Here is a 16,388-nt window from a genome sequence, read left to right on the forward strand (position 1 = left end):
CCGCATCATTTCGCGCATCTATGTGGTGCGTAGCGCCGCTTTTTCGTCGATCTTTTCGGTTTTTTTCCAGATGCCGTAGTGCTGTCGGAAATAGTCGATCACCAACAGGTCGGCGTGCACGCGACCCTGCCCGTCCTCGACATGGTTCAGGAGAGCGCTCACCCCGCTTCCCTTGCCTTCGGCACGACGGCAGTTCTGCCCGATCACCCATATCGGAATGCCGCGTCTTTCAAGATGGCCGGAGATCCAGGGGTCGTCCACGGTCCACATGATGTCGGGAATATCGTAGAACAACTCATCGAACCATTCAGGATGAACAAGCACACCGGCAAAGCCGGAAATCTGGTCGGCATAACCGGGCATGCTGCGGTCCGGCTTATGCAGAAACAGGGACGCGACGCGTTTCATTCTATACTTGTAGTCCTTGGGCTTCCAGCGGCTGCGCGGGAGCCGGTCGGCGGACCTGCCTGCATCGGCAATATCGGGAAATGTTTCCCCGACCTCGATAATGCAATGGCCCGGCTTGCACGCGGCTTCCGTCTTGAAACGCTGGTGCCAATTGGCATCGTAAATCTTGTCGTCGTCGCAGAACAGAATATCCACGTCCCGCCCCTTGAGATCGCGGGCCGCTGGCAGAACCTTGGTGGCAGGTCCGAGATCTTCCTCGCAACGGACAATTTTTATGCCGGCTGGCACTTCAGGCAAGCGCCCATCCCAATCGGGAAACCGCCTGTACTTGTGCGGTATATAGAGGCGGATTTCCTCGGCTTTCAGCCTTTGCGACAGAAGCGACAACAGCGTTGGCTTCAAAAGATCAAAACGCGGCGGAATAGTCGATAGCGATATAATCGTAGGCCTGTTCAATTTTCCCCCAAGCACTTTAGTTCATTCTAATAAAACAATGCATTATGCCCAACCAAATGCATTTCGTGCCGGGAGCAATCCTAAGATTTCAGCGTATTGTCAAGGAAATGAACCGTATTACGAATGGTGATCCAGCGAGCCTGCGCACCGCGACGTCTCCACCCATTCCATCAGTGCCCGCCGGATTGCAATCTCCGGCGGCTCGGAGCGCGTGAAAGCCCACCAGATATGCGCGCCTTGCCAGATGCTTGCCATCTGCCAGCCAAGGCGTTCAGCTTTTGCCGCATCGCCGGAAAGTCGTCGCCCCAACGCACCTGCCAGATATAGGCCCCAAGCGGCACCCCGTGCCCGCAAGACCGGGTTTCGGATGTCCTCGCGCAGAAGAAGCAAACCATCTTTGGCGTTATAATCCGCGGTGTCGGGGGGCATAAGCGCCATCAGCAGATCTATCGCGCCTTGCGGGGTGAGGGCTGCATTTTCATCGGCAGTACGCGTTGCCGCATCGAGCTGATCCCACGCCCGTAACAGCACCGCCTCAAGCATGGATTGACTGCTGCCGTAACGCTGGACGAGCGTCGCAGCCGAAAGCCCAGCAGCCTTTGCAGCCCGCGCAAAGGTAAGCCCGTCGGGACCTTCTTCCGCCACAACAGCCATCAATCGGTCGAGCACTGCCTCATCGGGCACGGATTTGGTTCTTGCCATACAGGATATATAAACGTATATTTATTTATAAATCAACAGGAGAGTTCATCATGGCAAGGATTGTCGGCTACATTGCCGCCAGTCTCGACGGATTTATTGCCGCCGAGAACGGAAACCTAGACTGGCTGTTCAAATATAGCGGCGGAGATATGGGGGAGCACGATTACCGCACCTTCATCAAAGGAATACGCACTGTTGTCATGGGCCGGGGAACCTATGACTTCATCGCCGAAAGCGATGCGCCCTGGGCCTATGGCGACCAGAGAGCCATCGTCGTCACGTCAAGGCCGATCGAGACCCCGAAGGGACCGCTCGAAATACGTCAGGATGTGGATGCGCTGATCACCGAATTACGGGCATTCGACGATGGCGATGTCTGGATGCTCGGCGGCGGGCAATTGCAAATGGCATTTCTGGAACGCGGCGCGCTGGACGAGATCGAAATCTACCTCATCCCCGAACTCATTGGCGGCGGCATACCGCTATTTCCTGCAACCGGCTTCAAGGCGAGCCCTGTTCTCCTCAGCGCCAAGACGCTTGACCGCGGCTGCATACGCCTGCATTACGCATTTCAAGACCGATGATAGGGATGGCCTGCCAGAATGGTGGCGGCGCGATAAAGCTGTTCGGCAATCAGGATGCGGGCGATCTGATGCGGCCAGGTCAATTCGCCCAGCGCTAGAACGAGGTCGGCGCGTGATCGCAATGCCGGATCGTGGCCGTCCGGCCCGCCAATGGCGACGATGAGCTGGCGCTTGCCGTCGTCCCGCATCCGCCCGATGCGATCCGCAAAATCTTCCGATCCGAGCGCCTTGCCGCGCTCGTCGAGCAGGATCAAGGCAGCTCCATTATCGAGAGCTTCATAGATGCGTTGGGCCTCTTCGGCCTTGCGCAACTCTGCCGTCTGGCCCCGGCTTTCGGGAATTTCGCTCACACCGGCGAATTCAAGCCCCAATGGCGGTCCAGCTTTCGAAAATCGATCGAAATAGCGCTCGACCAGCTCCCGTTCGGGGCCGGCTTTCATCCGGCCCACGGCAAAAACACTCACACGCATGACGCTCTCAATTCATCGAATTAGTGCACCAATCCCGGCGCAGGTTCGGTGTCGAACGCGTCGAAACCCTCGTCGAGCCAGATCTTCTCGAGATTGTAGAAATCACGGACTTCCGGTCGGAAGACATGGACGATGATGTCGCCGGTGTCGATGAGAACCCAGTCGCCACTCTCGAGACCTTCGACCCGTATATCCTTGCAGCCTGCTTCACGCAGGGCCTGCAGGAGATGGTCGGCAACCGCCGTCACATGGCGATGCGAACGGCCCGACGCGACGATCATATAATCGCCGATCGTTGATCTTCCGCGAATGTCGATGGGGATGATGGATTCTGCCTTGGAGTTTTCGAGACTGGCCAAGGCCGCGTCGAAGGTCTGGGACACGAGATTGGACTCGTCCATCCTGACCGTTGAAGGCGCGTGATGAGCCTTCTTCTCAATTGCTGTTCTCAGTGTATTCCCTTTCTCAGCAGAACAACGCCGTGTGGCAGTTATAAGCACCACACTCCCTAAAATAGGCAGAGTCCCTGTTTTGTTTCAAGAGTATCGGCTTTTCCAAACCGTTCACTTTTTCAGTTTATTCGCCCGTTTTGCATATATCTTGTCGAAATCGTCATGAAAGCATCAAGATCAAGTACGGGATTTGCGTATCGCGCTGGATGAGAGCGACGAACGCGGTCCATGGATGAAGGTCCAGGCCGGAGGTGTGCGACGCGCCAGTATCGGCGCATATTGTTCATCGACACGGCTGTCGGAGAATGTCTGTGCCATGCGTGACGACAGATGAGCCAGCGTCGAACCCGGACGGTCGATAACCGCAATCGGAAAGTTCTGCGCAATCTCGCGCCAGCGCTGCCAGCGGTGGAAAGAGGCAAGATTGTCCGCGCCCATCACCCAGACAAAATGGACGCCGGGATTGGCATCGCGGATAAGCGCGAGAGTATCCGCCGTATAACGCACATTGAACGCCGCTTCGAGGGCCGTCACCTTGATGCGCGGGTCGGATGCAATCTCCTCGCTCAGCTTCAACCGGTCGGCAAGCGGTGCCAGTTCGCGACTGTCCTTCAGCGGATTGCCGGGCGTCACCATCCACCAGAGCTGGTCGAGCTTGAGCCGCCGGATGGCAATTTCCGCCACCAGTGCGTGCCCGCCATGCGGCGGATTGAACGAGCCGCCGAACAGCCCGACCGCCATACCCTTCTCGACATATGGCATGCGCAGATAATGCGCATCGACACCAGGATATTGCTCCTTCAATGCGGAAAGCCCGAAGCCGAATTTCATCAGGGAATGATCCCGAAAAGTGGGAACCGCCTACGCGGGAAAATCAGTCCGCTGGACTGATTTCTGCTCCCGCTTCGATCAGATAAGATCATGCCAAATCTAACCACGAATCTGCCCGTCACCGCGCACACGATATTTGAACGAGGTGAGCTGCTCCACGCCAACCGGCCCGCGCGCATGCATCTTGCCGGTAGCGATGCCGATTTCCGCCCCCATGCCGAACTCACCGCCATCGGCAAATTGCGTCGAGGCATTGTGCAGGAGAATGGCCGAGTCGATCTCGTTGAAGAACCGCGCAACCGCTGCCGCATCCTGCGTCACGATAGCTTCGGTGTGATGCGAGGAATAGCGGTTGATGTGTTCAATCGCGCCCGAAATGCCGTCAACCAGCGCAACGGAAATGATCGCATCGAGATATTCGGTCGACCAGTCCTCTTCGGTTGCAGGCTTTGCCGCCGGATAGAACGCCAGCACATCCGTGTTCCCGCGAATTTCACAGCCTTTGGCGGACAAATCTTCAAGGATCGGCGCCAGATGGGTCAAAGCCGCAGCACGATCCACCAGAAGCGTTTCCGCCGCGCCGCAAATGCCGGTGCGCCGCATCTTGGCATCGACTGCAATCTTGCGGGCCATGTCGAGATCGGCCGACTTGTCGATATAAAGATGGCAAATGCCTTCCAGATGCGCGAAGACCGGCACCCGCGCTTCCGACTGAACCCGCGCAACAAGGCTTTTCCCACCACGCGGCACGATCACGTCAATCGCACCGTCCAGACCTTTCAGCATCTCGCCAACAGCGGCACGGTCTGTCACCGGCACGATCTGGATCGCATCGGCTGGCAAGTTGGCAGCTTCAAGCCCCCTGACCAGCGCTTTATGAATGGCAGCCGACGAATGTGCCGAATCCGAGCCGCCACGCAAAATGACGGCATTGCCAGCCTTAAGACACAATGCACCGGCGTCGGCGGTCACATTGGGGCGGCTTTCGTAAATGACGCCGATCACACCAAGCGGCGTGCGCACGCGCTCGATATGGAGGCCATTCGGACGGTCCCATTCGGCAATCACTTCCCCTACCGGATCAGGCAGGGCGGCAATGGCGCGGATACCGTCAGCAATCGCATTGATCCGGCCGTCATCGAGCGTCAGGCGGTCAACAAAAGAGGCTGCCATGCCGTTCTTTTCCGCATTGGCCAGATCAAGCCTGTTGGCTGCAAGAATGTCGCCAAGCGCTTCAAGCATCGCATCGGCGGCGGCAAGCAAAGCTTTGTTTTTCTGTTGAGGCGAAGCGATGGAAAGCGGAGCCGCTGCCTGCCGAGCTTTACGGCCAACCTTTGCCATGATGGCTGCAATGTCAGTTTCGGCGTCCACTTTGTTCAACATCCTCTTCCCCCTTTATGCAGCTTCCGTATTGCTGGCAGCACGCACAACCAGATCATTGCGATGGATCATCGCCGCGCGAGCATCATAGCCAAGAATTTCACTGATCTCATCGCTTTTATGGCCTGCGATCTTGCGCGCGTCCTCGGCATCATAAGCGATCAGTCCGCGCGCGATTTCGCGCCCGTCCTCGTTCATCACAGCAACCGTATCGCCGCGCTCGAACTGGCCGTCGATTTCCTTCACGCCCGCTGGCAAAAGCGACTTGCCGGATTTCAGCGCCTTGGCCGCACCGGCATCCACCGTCAAACGGCCAGCCGGTTCAAGATTACCGGAAATCCAGGTTTTCCAGGCATTGACCGGCGCACGCGCCGGTTCAAACAACGTTGCGCGCTCCCCACGATCGATTGCCGAAAGCGGGCCCAAACGCGTACCCGATGTGATAATCATCGCGGTCCCTGCCGCATTGGCGATCTTGCCTGCGTCGAGCTTCGTCTTCATGCCGCCGCGCGACAGTTCCGACGCCGCTGCTCCGGCCATGGCCTCGATCTGCGGCGTGATGGTTTCGACCAGAGGCAGAAACGCAGCATCCGGGTTCTTATGCGGCGGGGCCGTATAAAGCCCGTCAATATCCGACAGCAGGACCAGCAGGTCCGCGCCCATCATGGTCGCCACACGTGCGGCCAGACGATCATTGTCACCATAGCGGATTTCGGTGGTCGCCACCGTATCGTTCTCGTTGATGACCGGCACGGCCTTCAGCTTCAACAGCATCTCGATGGTCGCGCGCGCATTGAGATAGCGGCGGCGCTCCTCGGTATCGGAAAGCGTGACGAGAATCTGGCCTGAACGGATGGAATGGCCGCCGAGCACATCGGCATAAGCCTTGGCGAGCGCGATCTGGCCTGCAGCGGCGGCAGCCTGACTTTCCTCAAGCTTCAGCGCCTTCTTTGGTAACCCCAGAACCGTGCGTCCAAGTGCAATAGCACCGGAAGAAACCACCAGAACTTCGACGCCCGCATGATGAAGAGCGGCAATGTCCTGCCCGAGGCTTTCCAGCCAGTCCCGCTTGAGACCGGTTGCCCGATCCACCAGAAGGGCGGACCCGATTTTGACAACGATGCGGCGATAGTCTTTCAGTTTCTTCAGCATGCCTTCATTCCCCTCGCCGCATCCAAAGCGCATCCCGAAAAGTGTGAAACGGTTTTCGGACAAGATGCGCGCCCAAATAAAATCCGACGCTTATTCTTCGGCTTCCGCCGTGCCGGCCTCTGCGGCGCGGCTCTGATCGATGACGCTTGCGAGTTGGCGAAGAGCATCGTTCAGACCTTCATGACTGACGGCTGAAAGCAGCAGCGGGTCGCGCCCGCATGCCTTTTTCAGCGCCTTGACCTTGGCCTTGCGCGCTTCAGGATCAAGCGTATCGATCTGCGACAGCGCAACAATTTCCGGCTTGTCGGCAAGCCCGTGCTCATACGCTTCAAGTTCGCCGCGAATGACCTGATAGGCCTTGGCAACATCCTCTTCCTGCGCCGAAACCAGATGCAGCAGAACGCGCGTGCGCTCGACATGGCCGAGGAAACGGTCACCAAGGCCGACACCCTCGCTCGCACCTTCGATCAGTCCCGGAATATCGGCGATGACGAATTCGCGACCGTCCACACGCGCGACGCCAAGATTGGGATGCAGCGTGGTGAATGGATAATCGGCAATCTTCGGCTTGGCCGCTGTCACGCTTGCAAGGAAGGTTGACTTTCCGGCATTGGGCAGACCGACCAGACCAGCATCGGCGATCAGCTTCAGGCGCAGCCAGATGGTGCGTTCGATGCCATCCTGTCCGAGATTGGCGCGGCGCGGTGCGCGATTGGTCGAGGTCGTGAAATGCAGATTGCCGAAGCCGCCATTGCCGCCCTTGGCCAGCCGGTAGCGCTGGCCGATTTCGGTGATGTCGCAGATCAGCGTTTCGTCGTCTTCCTCGAAAATCTGCGTGCCGACCGGCACCTTGAGAATAACGTCGTCGCCCTTGCCGCCTGTCATGTTGCGACCCATGCCATGCATGCCGGTCTTGGCCCGGAAATGCTGCTGATAGCGATAGTCGATCAGCGTGTTGAGACCATTTACAGCCTCGACCCAGACATCGCCGCCGCGTCCGCCGTCACCGCCGTCAGGACCGCCGAATTCGAGAAATTTCTCGCGGCGGAACGAAACCGCCCCCGCACCGCCATTGCCGGAGCGGATGTAGATCTTTGCCTGATCGAGAAACTTCATCTGAACGTAACCTTCTTGGATGCCCGCACTCTGGCGGGCTTTTGGGCGGCAGGCGCCCTGAATATCGTTACATGCGGGCGTGTGCCCGCATGTGGTGTGTTGCAATTACAGCAAAAGCGGCCTCCTGCAAACAGTCGAGGAGGCCAGATTTCATCCGAGTTTGTCTTTCCAGACCGGATCGGTGAAATCGATATAGATCAATTCCTGATCCAGATACTGGCCCTGCACGTAAAGTGACTTGGGTTCGACACCGTAAGTCTTGAAACCAAGCGCATAATAGACGCGCTTGGCGGCTTCATTCGTGGCCACCACCTTGGCATCCAGAACGAGGACCTGCTTTGCAGCATGATCGATGACCTTACTGACGAGAGCCTTGCCGAGTTCCAGCCCGCGTGCTTCGGGGGCCACATAGACCCCCCAGAGCGTCCCGCGATGGCGCTCGGACTTGCGGTCGTGGCGGAAAAGGCCAGCCGTTCCCAGCAGGCTTTCGCCGTCGAAGGCACCGAAAACCACATTGCCGTCCACCTGTTCCAGACGACGCGCTAATACGCTGTCCGAATAGGCATTTTCTTCTTCGAAACTCGAACCGAAGGCCATTGGCGCACGCTGCAAGGCGCTTAATCTTATAGCCCGATAACGATGCAGATCGCCCTTTTCGAGCGCACGCACCACGATCTTCTCGCGTGCGATTGCGTGAGTATCCATCATTTCATTCCCCGTTATTATTGGTCCTGCGGCCTATGAGGTTTGGCACGCAGGACCTTTTGTTTATGACTGCCAGCTTCTCAGCCCGATCCAGGTGCGACGATCAAGGACATAGCGCTCGACCGGCACATTGCCTGCAGCAAGCGAATCCGCCATGCCCATGCTGCTGAACTGGAACCCGCACTTGTGGATCACCCGGCGCGAGCCGCCATTGCTGGCATGGCACGAGACATGCAGCCGCTCGATAGCGGTCGCGCGGAAAGCCAGATCGATCAGAGCGTGGGCGGCCTCGGTGGCAAAGCCGTGCCCCCAATAGGGCTCGCCCAGCCAGTAGCCGATTTCAAGCCCGCCGCCACGATCTAGCGGATGGATGCCGCAGCAACCCATAAAGATGCCAGTTTCCGCTTGCGTGATGGCGTAGATGCAATTGCCCATCTCGCCTTTTCGCACGCGCTCGACAAAATCGACGGCATTTTCACGCGTGTATGGATGCGGCATGCGGGCAAGCATACCGGAGACGCGGGCGTTATTGGCAAGATAGGAAATCGCATCCACGTCTTCGACATGCGGCGGGCGCAGGACCAGCCTTTCAGTGACGAGGACAGGACAGTCTAATTCGTAAGCCAGATCAGGGCTCAGATCATCAGCCAGACTGGTCGCCAAACTGGGCTTCAGGCCGGGCGACAGATCGGTGTAACTGTCTCTTCTTTCGCTACTGCTTGCGTCGTAACAATCTTCTTCCAGAACTTCGACAACCATTTTTCGTTCCTCCAGATGCAAAAAGGGAAGATGGTGGCCCCATCTTCCCTTCGATCTTTTGGCTAGGCTGCCATTTGCACCGGGTCCGATGGGACGCCGGTGCTTTAGAGAGTGCCCGGCTTACTCTGCTGCTTCCGCGATCGGGTCTACCGATACGTACGTACGGCCGTTGGCTTTCGTACGGAAAGATACAGAACCGTTCGTGGTTGCAAAAATCGTGTGGTCCTTGCCGAGGCCAACATTGGCGCCCGGATGCCACTTCGTGCCGCGTTGACGCACGATGATGTTGCCGGCGAGCACAGCTTCGCCGCCGAACTTCTTCACGCCAAGGCGTTTGGATTCTGAATCGCGACCGTTACGCGAGGAACCGCCAGCTTTTTTGTGTGCCATTGGTGTTCTCCTTTAATCTCTCTACTTACTCAGCCGACTCGGCCTTGGCTGCTGCCTTCTTAGGCGCTGCCTTCGGAGCCTTCTTCTCGGCGGCCTTCTTGGAAGGCTTTGCGCCGTCGGTGAGGATCTCCGAGATACGGATGGTCGTCAGTTCCTGACGATGACCGCGGGTGCGCTTCGAGTTCTGACGGCGGCGCTTCTTGAACGCGATGACCTTGCGGCCACGGCCCTGTTCGACAACTTCGGCGGTGACGAGAGCACCGGCAACGGTCGGGGCACCAATGGTCGAGCCGACCATCAGGACTTCTGCGAATTCTACGATGTCACCGGCTTCGCCAGCAACTTTTTCGACCTTGATGAGGTCGTTTGCGGCAACGCGATACTGCTTGCCACCGGTCTTGATGACTGCGAACATTTGTTGTCCTTTCGGTTGTTCGGTCCGGCTCTCATTTCCACGACATTGGCGTCGAAGTGATGGGCCGTCTTTTTATCAGTCGGTTGATGAGCGGGCTTTTGGCCCCTGATCGCAGCCCGGTAAAGCCCGAAATCTGCAATCAAAACAATAGGCGCGGATTACCCCACGCCTAAGGTCTGGTGCTTATAGGTGTGAAGCGGCAGAAAAGTCAAGAATTTTCACAAGGGAATGCAAATTAGCTCTTGTCTAATCGGCGCTGGCCCGTTATTGAGCCGCTGCACGCTCGGCATTCGCTATTGATGCTCTTTACTGTGCGATTCTTCAAGGGTCGTTTTACAGTGCTGCATAACGCGGAGAGGTGGCTGAGTGGTTGAAAGCACCGCACTCGAAATGCGGCATGGGGGCAACTCCATCGGGGGTTCGAATCCCTCCCTCTCCGCCATTTATTTTCCCGGCACAAACAATCGGCCATCCGGCGCATATGGTCTGTCCTTTGCTGCTGCAGAATTGAGCGCACGCTTCTCCGCATCACGCAAACCATGCTAGAAGCGTATCATGACTGTGCCATCCGACGTTGCTCCTATCTATCACCCGCCGCTCGAACCCTATGTCTCGATCCTTCATCGCGATCCAGGCTTTCTCGTGCTCGACAAGCCAGGCGGCTTGCTGTCCGTACCGGGGCGTCACCCGGCATTGTCGGACAGTCTCGCAACGCGCGTTCGGGAAAAGTTTCCGCAAGCCCAGATGATTAATCGTCTCGACAAGGACACGTCCGGCCTTGTGCTGATGTCGCTCAACCGCAAGGTACATGCGGCCATCGCCTCGCAGTTCGAGGCACGGACGACGGAAAAGTCCTACGTCGCGGTGGTCTGGGGGCGTGTCGAAGGTGACGAAGGGCTGATCGATCTGCCGTTGGCGATTGATCCCGACAACAAGCCGCGCCATCGTGTCGACTGCGATCACGGCAAACCCGCGCAGACACGCTGGCAGATTATGGATCGAGGCGAAAACACAACCCGGCTGCGGCTTTTTCCGCTGACAGGCCGTACGCACCAGCTGCGGGTACACATGAAGGCACTCGGCCACGTGATCCTCGGCGATGAATTCTACGCCGAAGGCGAAGCACTTTCTGCCGCAGATCGCCTGCTGCTGCACGCGGAAGAATTGTCTTTCCGGCATCCCGACGGTCGCTCCGTGACCTTTACCGCGCCCTGCCCCTTCTGAGAGCATCCATGTCGCAGAAAATCGAACCATCGGAACTGGTTGTTGATTTCGTCGGAGGCGCCGTTGGCCACCGGTTTCGCTCCGGCGAAGGACGCGGACAGGCTCTCGCCAAGGCCGCCGGATTGACCCGCGATGTCATGCCGGAAATCGTCGATGCGACGGCGGGCCTCGGGCGCGATGCCTTTCTGCTGGCATCGCTGGGTGCAAAGGTAACGTTGATCGAGCGCTCCGAAAAGATGCATAGTCTTCTCGCCGAAGGATTGGCACGCGCAGCCGCAGAAGGCGGTCGCTATGCCGAGACCATCGCACGCATGACACTTCTGCTGGGCGATTCCTGCCTGCTCCTGCCTGAACTGAAGCCGCAGGTCGTGCTGGTTGACCCGATGCATCCTCCACGCGGCAACAGCGCGCTCGTCAAGAAGGAAATGCGGCAGATCCGCGAGATCGTTGGTACCGATCCGGATGCGGAACGGCTGATGCAAGTGGCGCTGGAAGCCGCGCAGAATCGCGTGGTGTTGAAGTGGCCATTGCGTGCCGAGCCGATGGCCGGACTGCGCAAACCCTCTCATCAGATACTCGGCAAAAGCACGCGCTACGACGTGTTCGTCAAGGCCAGGATCGGGGGGCCAGGATCGGCTGCCAGGATCGGCTGAAAGTGATGCTGTAGCTAAGCCTGTCCGTCCTCGCCCGAAGCATGGCCGCGCGACATCTGATCGGAATAGATACTGACGCTGTTACGCCCCTTCGCTTTAGCATCATACATGGCGGCATCTGCGGCCGCGAACAGTTCGGTGACCGACCGGCCATGCCTCGGAAAACAGGCAACACCGATACTGCAGGTGACTTCCAGAAATATCCCATCAAGCTCGACCGGCTCGCTGATCCTGCGCCTGATTTCATCCAGCCGTGAGCAGAAATCCCCGTCATCGGCCTGCAAGACAAGAATGAACTCATCCCCGCCCATGCGACCGGCAAGCTCACCCTCACGCAGCAGTAGCGCAATCCGTCCGGCAATCTGCCGCAGGAGCTTGTCTCCGGCGGCATGGCCAAGTGTGTCGTTGACTGGCTTGAACTGGTCCAGATCAAGAAAACCGACAGCCACCCGCTGAGAATGGGCGGCAGCCTGTTCGAGTATCCGTTCAAGCTTTCGTTCCAGAAAGGCCCTGTTCGCCAGTCCCGTCAGCGTATCGTGTTCAGCCAGATAACGAATGCGCTCGTCGGCGATGCGTCGGTCGATGGCGATGCCAGCCATCCCGGCGGCAGCGGTCAAAAACTCGCGAAGGCCGCGATCATCCGAAGCCTCTTCATCCACCACGAAGCCGAGAACACCATGCCCCTCACCGTCCGCAGACGGAATATCAATAGCAAATATGGTCTTGCTATCGGGAACGAGAGCTTCCAGCGCCGCCTTAAGGCGTGTCGCAGACAGTGTTTCAGACCCGTCCCTCAAATTGCTCGCCAAAGGCTGAAACGACGGTGCAGAAATGACAATATCGTCACTGGTCTCGCCGGTAACCATTGCAACGCAATGAATGCCAGCCGCAAGCCCCTCCAGCAACCGGGTCAACTGGTCGACAAATTCCGGTATGGCGACCGCGCTCACCGTCATTTCCAGAATACGGGCCTGAACCTGCATGAAGCGTTCAGCTCGCTTCTTGACGGAGATATCACGGGAAACGCCCACGACGCCGATGATATTGCCGCTTCTGTCCCGCAAAGGCACCCGCGAGATCATGAGCCAGCGATCGGCTCCTCCGCGCATGGCGCGCTCTTCATAGCCGAGATCTGGCTGGCCGCTCTCCATCACCTGCTTTTCGATCTCGGAGATGCGAGCGATGATCGCAGCTTCGCCGTGAACATCGAAGTCGGTCAGTCCAATCAGTTCCTTGATGTCCGAGAGGCCGTTGTTGCGAACCACCGCCTCATTGGCGAACAGGAACCGGCCTTGCAGGTCCTTGGCATAGATGAAATCCGGCACGTGATTGATCATCGCGACGAGCCAGTCGAGTTGCTCCGCGCCCATGGGCGCATCGTCGCCCGGCTTTTGTTCTGACGGCTGACGAGCCCCGTCGGCAGGGTGCGAAGTATCATTGTTTTCACCGACGCCAGGCGGTGATTTATCTACCAGACCTTTCATGGATAGAGCCCCTCCATGCTTGCAAGGTCATATTAGCAATCTTTTGGTTAGTGGAAATGGCTTAAAACGGTCGTATCCACGCTTTGCGTCATATCCGACACACTGTTCGCCGTTCATCACCCAAGATGAGTACAATCTAATGGGTTTTTTCGAATTTGACGTTTGACCGAGATTAATATCGGACGGGTATCAAACGCCAAATTCAATCCACTAGAATTCGAGTTCCTGGCATTCTGGCTCAACATCCACAGACCAGATCAAGGGAAGCGTTATCGCGAGAGCCAACAAGAGCAGACCCGCTATGATGATCGCTGCGAATTGTAATGATGCAAGTGAACCCAGAACACCGACCAGCAAGCTACCAATCGGCATTCCGGCATAGCCGATAACCCGAAATGCAGAATTGGTTCGGCCAAGCAGATCCCTCGGCGTCAGACGTTGCCTGAAAGCCGTCACGGCAACGAACCAAAGACTAAGCCCTACCCCCGCCAGAAAAGTCGTGAGCCAGACAAGCAAAGCATTGTTGCAGAAGGCCGGGACGATCAGCAGGGCAACAGTGCCTAATCCGTCAGCTAACACAGCGGTCCGTACCGATGTTGAACCGAGAAGTTGTCGCACAAACAAGGCTCCAGTCATCGATCCGACAGCATATGCGCCGAACATAATTCCATACTGGCTGACATCCAATCCGAGATACTGATCGCCCGTAACGAAAAGCACGAAAGAAGTCAAAAAAGCTCCAAATACAACTGAAAGAAAGAAAGTCAGAACGGTCAGCGAAGTTAACTGTCGATTAGAAAAAATGAATCTGAAGCCCGCCATAATGTAGTTAATTGTGATGCTTGATTTATTTATCGGTGGAAGCTCCGGGGTTGCCAGTTGCACTGTCCAGACTGTGGCAATCAGTACGGCGATTATCAGCAGGTAAAAACTCTGCGGGCTTGAGGTTAGAACGGCGGTAGTCACAACGGGTCCGATGAAGTATGAAAAGCCGAAATCCAGAAATAGCACAATGGAATAGAAGCCGGTGAGCTGGTCTCCCTCCATAATGAGCGGTGGGACCGTTAGCATATAAGCTTCAGCTGAAACCACGATGATTCCAGCGATCATTGCGTAGACGAAAATCTGCTCAACCGGAATGAATTGGAGCGCATACATCAGGAACAGAATGAGGTGGACGACAATGAAGAGTGCAAGTGCGCGAACCGCGAGCACCACCTTGTCATTCTGGTCCAGCAAAATGCCCGCGACGATGCCGAAGAGGGGCCATGCCAAAGAGAACAGCCCCTGTGACCAGCTTACCCCCAAAACGCCGTAACCCGACTTTGTTGCCAGCAAAGGTATGGCAGTGCGCAGGGCACCGCTGAGAAACGCGAGAAGAACAACAGTCAGACAGAAATAACGAATATGCCGATGGGACAATATCTCATGCATCGCTATCTCCGTCAGGCTGCCGTAAACACTTCTGTCGCCCCATCCAGTACAGCCGGGGCGTTCAACATTTCCGCGACGTAATCATCCAAGACAGCTCTGTCGGCTTGAGGAAGCAGATAGAACATCAAGCCGGAGTACCATTGCCACCCTGTCCGCGTGAGTTGCATGCAATGCTCATCTTCAACGACGAGACCGGCTTTGATGACATGTCGCAAATTTTCTCTGACAAACGGATCTACATTCCTCCAGTCGATGCGTTCCTTGGCGACATACCCGCTATAGGGAAGGCGCATGCAGAGAGCCTTGGATGCACTCTGTCGCGTCGGTGCCCAGTTGTAGTGTACTTTCGGCGCACCGTGTTCCCTGGTATCTGCGATATAGTCGCTACGATTTGGATTGGCGCGCGTAATGAGCGGTCCTAATATAGATTGGGCAGAAGCCCCAAACCCAACAACATAGTCGTCATGATAGCCATGTAGATACTTGTGATAGCGGAAATTATCTGCTGAACAAATACCTGCCAGATTAAGCAATCCGCAGTTTGCATCTCTGATCTAAGAATGCCCATTGCAAGGAGCATAGCCACATTCACGCAAAACTGTGTCACTAAACAAGCGAAGAACTTGTCGATGAGCCAAGCTGGACGGCTCCATACTTAAAACAGATGGCGAACCGCCGCCAATATAGATGGTACGGATACGTCCGCCCAATGAACGAACGAAATTACCTTTGATACTTATTTCTCTGACAAGAGCGTCAGTATAATCGTCGATTTGACTGGTATGTTTAAAAGCGCCTTTTTGAAAGGGGCAAAATGAACAGATAGTTTCGCAGAACGGAACATGGAGATAAAGAGAAACACTTCGAGCCCGCGGAACCTTGTCACAATCAATCAGCTTGGAATAATTTATATAACCGCGGAATTTATCTGAAATTGTCCGAAACAACGGATATGTGAAGTTGTATACTGGCTTCAGATGATCAAATTTCACGAACGGGTGGTCAACAAGCTGCATTTTCCTCTCCGCCAACGAAATACAGCGTCACAAAGCAAAGGCGACCGGGTATTCCGGTCGCCTATCACTTACCAGGAGAATTCACGAAACATAGCTTTCCCTCCAGTTTAATAGTTATTTGTGCATCTTGGCACGACATCAATACTGAATAATAAAAAGTCAAACTACAATCCGCGAAGTATTGCTTGCTAGATATTTGTATTTACTAGAATATATTAAATTAAGGTATTCACTCAACGATCGGGATACGCGGAACATCGCAGACCTCTAAGAGCCTGTCCCAAAAGTCGTCCTGAGAGGCTGCAAACTGTTCAGCGAAAGCTTTTCCGGCTAGGGTTGGTTTGATGGATCGGCTTGTGCGATTGAGGAGGCGGACGCCGAGATCGGCTTCGAGTTTACGCAAACGATGGCTGATTGCGGATGTTGTGACACCGAGTTCGTTAGCGGCCTGTTTGATGCTCTGGCGTCGCACGATTGTGACGAATATGTTGAGATCAGCGAGCATTGAGCGTTCGAGGTTCACCATTTTCTTCCTTGGTTAAGCACATGGTCTGATAGCTCAAGCGGGCTGGTTTGTCGCTATTTTGGGTGGTTGGAAGATTGCAGCGGTTAAACGCAAAAACCCCGCAGTTTTTCTGCGGGGTTTGAAAGTCTTGGTTGCGGGGGCAGGATTTGAACCTGCGGCCTTCAGGTTATGAGCCTGACGAGCTACCGGGCTGCTCCACCCCGCGATAAACTTTGTGCGCACCGAGCTTAA

20 protein-coding genes and 2 tRNA genes are annotated in these 16,388 nt (G+C 56.3%); 4 read left to right on the forward strand and 18 right to left on the reverse strand.

The window, feature by feature from the left end; translation table 11 throughout:
- Positions 1–18 precede the first annotated feature (18 nt).
- Together F9K91_RS09150 and F9K91_RS09155 are read right to left on the reverse strand one after the other, a co-directional pair.
- Entirely contained in the window at positions 19–864 is an 846-nt protein-coding gene (locus F9K91_RS09150) for a glycosyltransferase family 2 protein (RefSeq protein WP_151677654.1), read from the reverse strand.
- A gap of 117 nt (positions 865–981) precedes the next feature.
- Positions 982–1,566, reverse strand: coding sequence for a TetR family transcriptional regulator (locus tag F9K91_RS09155; protein ID WP_151652323.1), 585 nt, complete (start codon positions 1,564–1,566; stop codon positions 982–984).
- Between the two features lie 50 nt (positions 1,567–1,616).
- Between F9K91_RS09155 and F9K91_RS09160 the strand changes: the two genes are divergently transcribed.
- Positions 1,617–2,150 carry a dihydrofolate reductase family protein gene (locus F9K91_RS09160; RefSeq protein WP_151555929.1) on the forward strand — a complete coding sequence of 178 codons (534 nt, stop codon included), beginning with the start codon at positions 1,617–1,619 and terminating at the stop codon, positions 2,148–2,150.
- On the opposite strand, the gene rlmH is transcribed toward F9K91_RS09160, so the two are convergent.
- From rlmH to rplU, 10 genes are all read right to left on the reverse strand, one after another.
- Positions 2,138–2,620, reverse strand: a complete 483-nt coding sequence (gene rlmH / locus F9K91_RS09165) for a 23S rRNA (pseudouridine(1915)-N(3))-methyltransferase RlmH (RefSeq protein ID WP_151555930.1) — start codon at positions 2,618–2,620, stop codon at positions 2,138–2,140. The two genes, F9K91_RS09160 and rlmH, sit on opposite strands and share 13 nt — an antisense overlap.
- A 20-nt stretch (positions 2,621–2,640) precedes the next feature.
- Positions 2,641–3,021, reverse strand: a complete 381-nt coding sequence (rsfS, locus tag F9K91_RS09170; RefSeq protein ID WP_151677655.1) for a ribosome silencing factor — start codon at positions 3,019–3,021, stop codon at positions 2,641–2,643.
- 228 nt (positions 3,022–3,249) lie between these two features.
- The gene (locus tag F9K91_RS09175; protein ID WP_151677656.1) at positions 3,250–3,903 is read right to left on the reverse strand and encodes a nicotinate-nucleotide adenylyltransferase; all 654 of its coding nucleotides are present in this window, start codon (positions 3,901–3,903) and stop codon (positions 3,250–3,252) included.
- Positions 3,904–4,002: 99 nt separating this feature from the next.
- Positions 4,003–5,286, reverse strand: coding sequence for a glutamate-5-semialdehyde dehydrogenase (locus F9K91_RS09180; RefSeq protein WP_151677657.1), 1,284 nt, complete (start codon positions 5,284–5,286; stop codon positions 4,003–4,005).
- A gap of 12 nt (positions 5,287–5,298) precedes the next feature.
- Positions 5,299–6,435, reverse strand: coding sequence for a glutamate 5-kinase (gene proB / locus F9K91_RS09185; RefSeq protein WP_151677658.1), 1,137 nt, complete (start codon positions 6,433–6,435; stop codon positions 5,299–5,301).
- A gap of 90 nt (positions 6,436–6,525) precedes the next feature.
- On the reverse strand, positions 6,526–7,551 hold the full coding sequence (gene obgE / locus F9K91_RS09190) for a GTPase ObgE (RefSeq protein WP_151677659.1): 1,026 nt from the start codon (positions 7,549–7,551) through the stop codon (positions 6,526–6,528).
- Positions 7,552–7,701: 150 nt separating this feature from the next.
- Positions 7,702–8,259: a GNAT family N-acetyltransferase gene (locus F9K91_RS09195; protein WP_151677660.1), complete on the reverse strand. Its 558-nt coding sequence runs from the start codon at positions 8,257–8,259 to the stop codon at positions 7,702–7,704.
- Between the two features lie 60 nt (positions 8,260–8,319).
- A complete protein-coding gene (locus tag F9K91_RS09200) occupies positions 8,320–9,015 on the reverse strand; it encodes a GNAT family N-acetyltransferase (RefSeq protein ID WP_151555934.1) in 696 nt (231 codons plus the stop codon).
- A gap of 120 nt (positions 9,016–9,135) precedes the next feature.
- The gene (gene rpmA / locus F9K91_RS09205) at positions 9,136–9,405 is read right to left on the reverse strand and encodes a 50S ribosomal protein L27 (protein ID WP_010661520.1); all 270 of its coding nucleotides are present in this window, start codon (positions 9,403–9,405) and stop codon (positions 9,136–9,138) included.
- A gap of 25 nt (positions 9,406–9,430) precedes the next feature.
- Positions 9,431–9,820: a 50S ribosomal protein L21 gene (gene rplU / locus F9K91_RS09210; protein ID WP_061347925.1), complete on the reverse strand. Its 390-nt coding sequence runs from the start codon at positions 9,818–9,820 to the stop codon at positions 9,431–9,433.
- 352 nt (positions 9,821–10,172) lie between these two features.
- Between rplU and F9K91_RS09215 the strand changes: the two genes are divergently transcribed.
- The 3 genes from F9K91_RS09215 (at position 10,173) to F9K91_RS09225 (ending at position 11,697) form a co-directional block, all read left to right on the forward strand.
- A tRNA-Ser gene (locus tag F9K91_RS09215) sits at positions 10,173–10,262 on the forward strand.
- A gap of 113 nt (positions 10,263–10,375) precedes the next feature.
- Positions 10,376–11,044, forward strand: a complete 669-nt coding sequence (locus F9K91_RS09220; RefSeq protein ID WP_151677661.1) for a pseudouridine synthase — start codon at positions 10,376–10,378, stop codon at positions 11,042–11,044.
- Between the two features lie 8 nt (positions 11,045–11,052).
- Entirely contained in the window at positions 11,053–11,697 is a 645-nt protein-coding gene (locus tag F9K91_RS09225; protein WP_151677662.1) for a class I SAM-dependent methyltransferase, read from the forward strand.
- A gap of 14 nt (positions 11,698–11,711) precedes the next feature.
- On the opposite strand, the gene F9K91_RS09230 is transcribed toward F9K91_RS09225, so the two are convergent.
- The 6 genes from F9K91_RS09230 to F9K91_RS09250 all read right to left on the reverse strand — a co-directional run bounded on the left by F9K91_RS09230 (position 11,712) and on the right by F9K91_RS09250 (position 16,362).
- Positions 11,712–13,181: a GGDEF domain-containing protein gene (locus F9K91_RS09230; RefSeq protein ID WP_151677663.1), complete on the reverse strand. Its 1,470-nt coding sequence runs from the start codon at positions 13,179–13,181 to the stop codon at positions 11,712–11,714.
- A 210-nt stretch (positions 13,182–13,391) separates the two neighbouring features.
- Complete coding sequence (locus tag F9K91_RS09235; protein ID WP_151677664.1) at positions 13,392–14,615, reverse strand: MFS transporter; 1,224 nt, start codon at positions 14,613–14,615, stop codon at positions 13,392–13,394.
- Between the two features lie 11 nt (positions 14,616–14,626).
- On the reverse strand, positions 14,627–15,148 hold the full coding sequence (locus tag F9K91_RS26305) for a hypothetical protein (protein WP_235912840.1): 522 nt from the start codon (positions 15,146–15,148) through the stop codon (positions 14,627–14,629).
- A gap of 21 nt (positions 15,149–15,169) precedes the next feature.
- Complete coding sequence (locus F9K91_RS26310) at positions 15,170–15,631, reverse strand: hypothetical protein (RefSeq protein WP_235912842.1); 462 nt, start codon at positions 15,629–15,631, stop codon at positions 15,170–15,172.
- Positions 15,632–15,860: 229 nt separating this feature from the next.
- Complete coding sequence (locus F9K91_RS09245) at positions 15,861–16,157, reverse strand: LysR family transcriptional regulator (RefSeq protein WP_235912843.1); 297 nt, start codon at positions 16,155–16,157, stop codon at positions 15,861–15,863.
- 128 nt (positions 16,158–16,285) lie between these two features.
- Positions 16,286–16,362: transfer RNA gene (locus tag F9K91_RS09250), tRNA-Met, on the reverse strand.
- Positions 16,363–16,388: the final 26 nt, after the last annotated feature.

The sequence above is a fragment of the Brucella tritici genome (genome assembly GCF_008932295.1).
In the GTDB taxonomy this organism is placed as follows: domain Bacteria; phylum Pseudomonadota; class Alphaproteobacteria; order Rhizobiales; family Rhizobiaceae; genus Brucella; species Brucella tritici.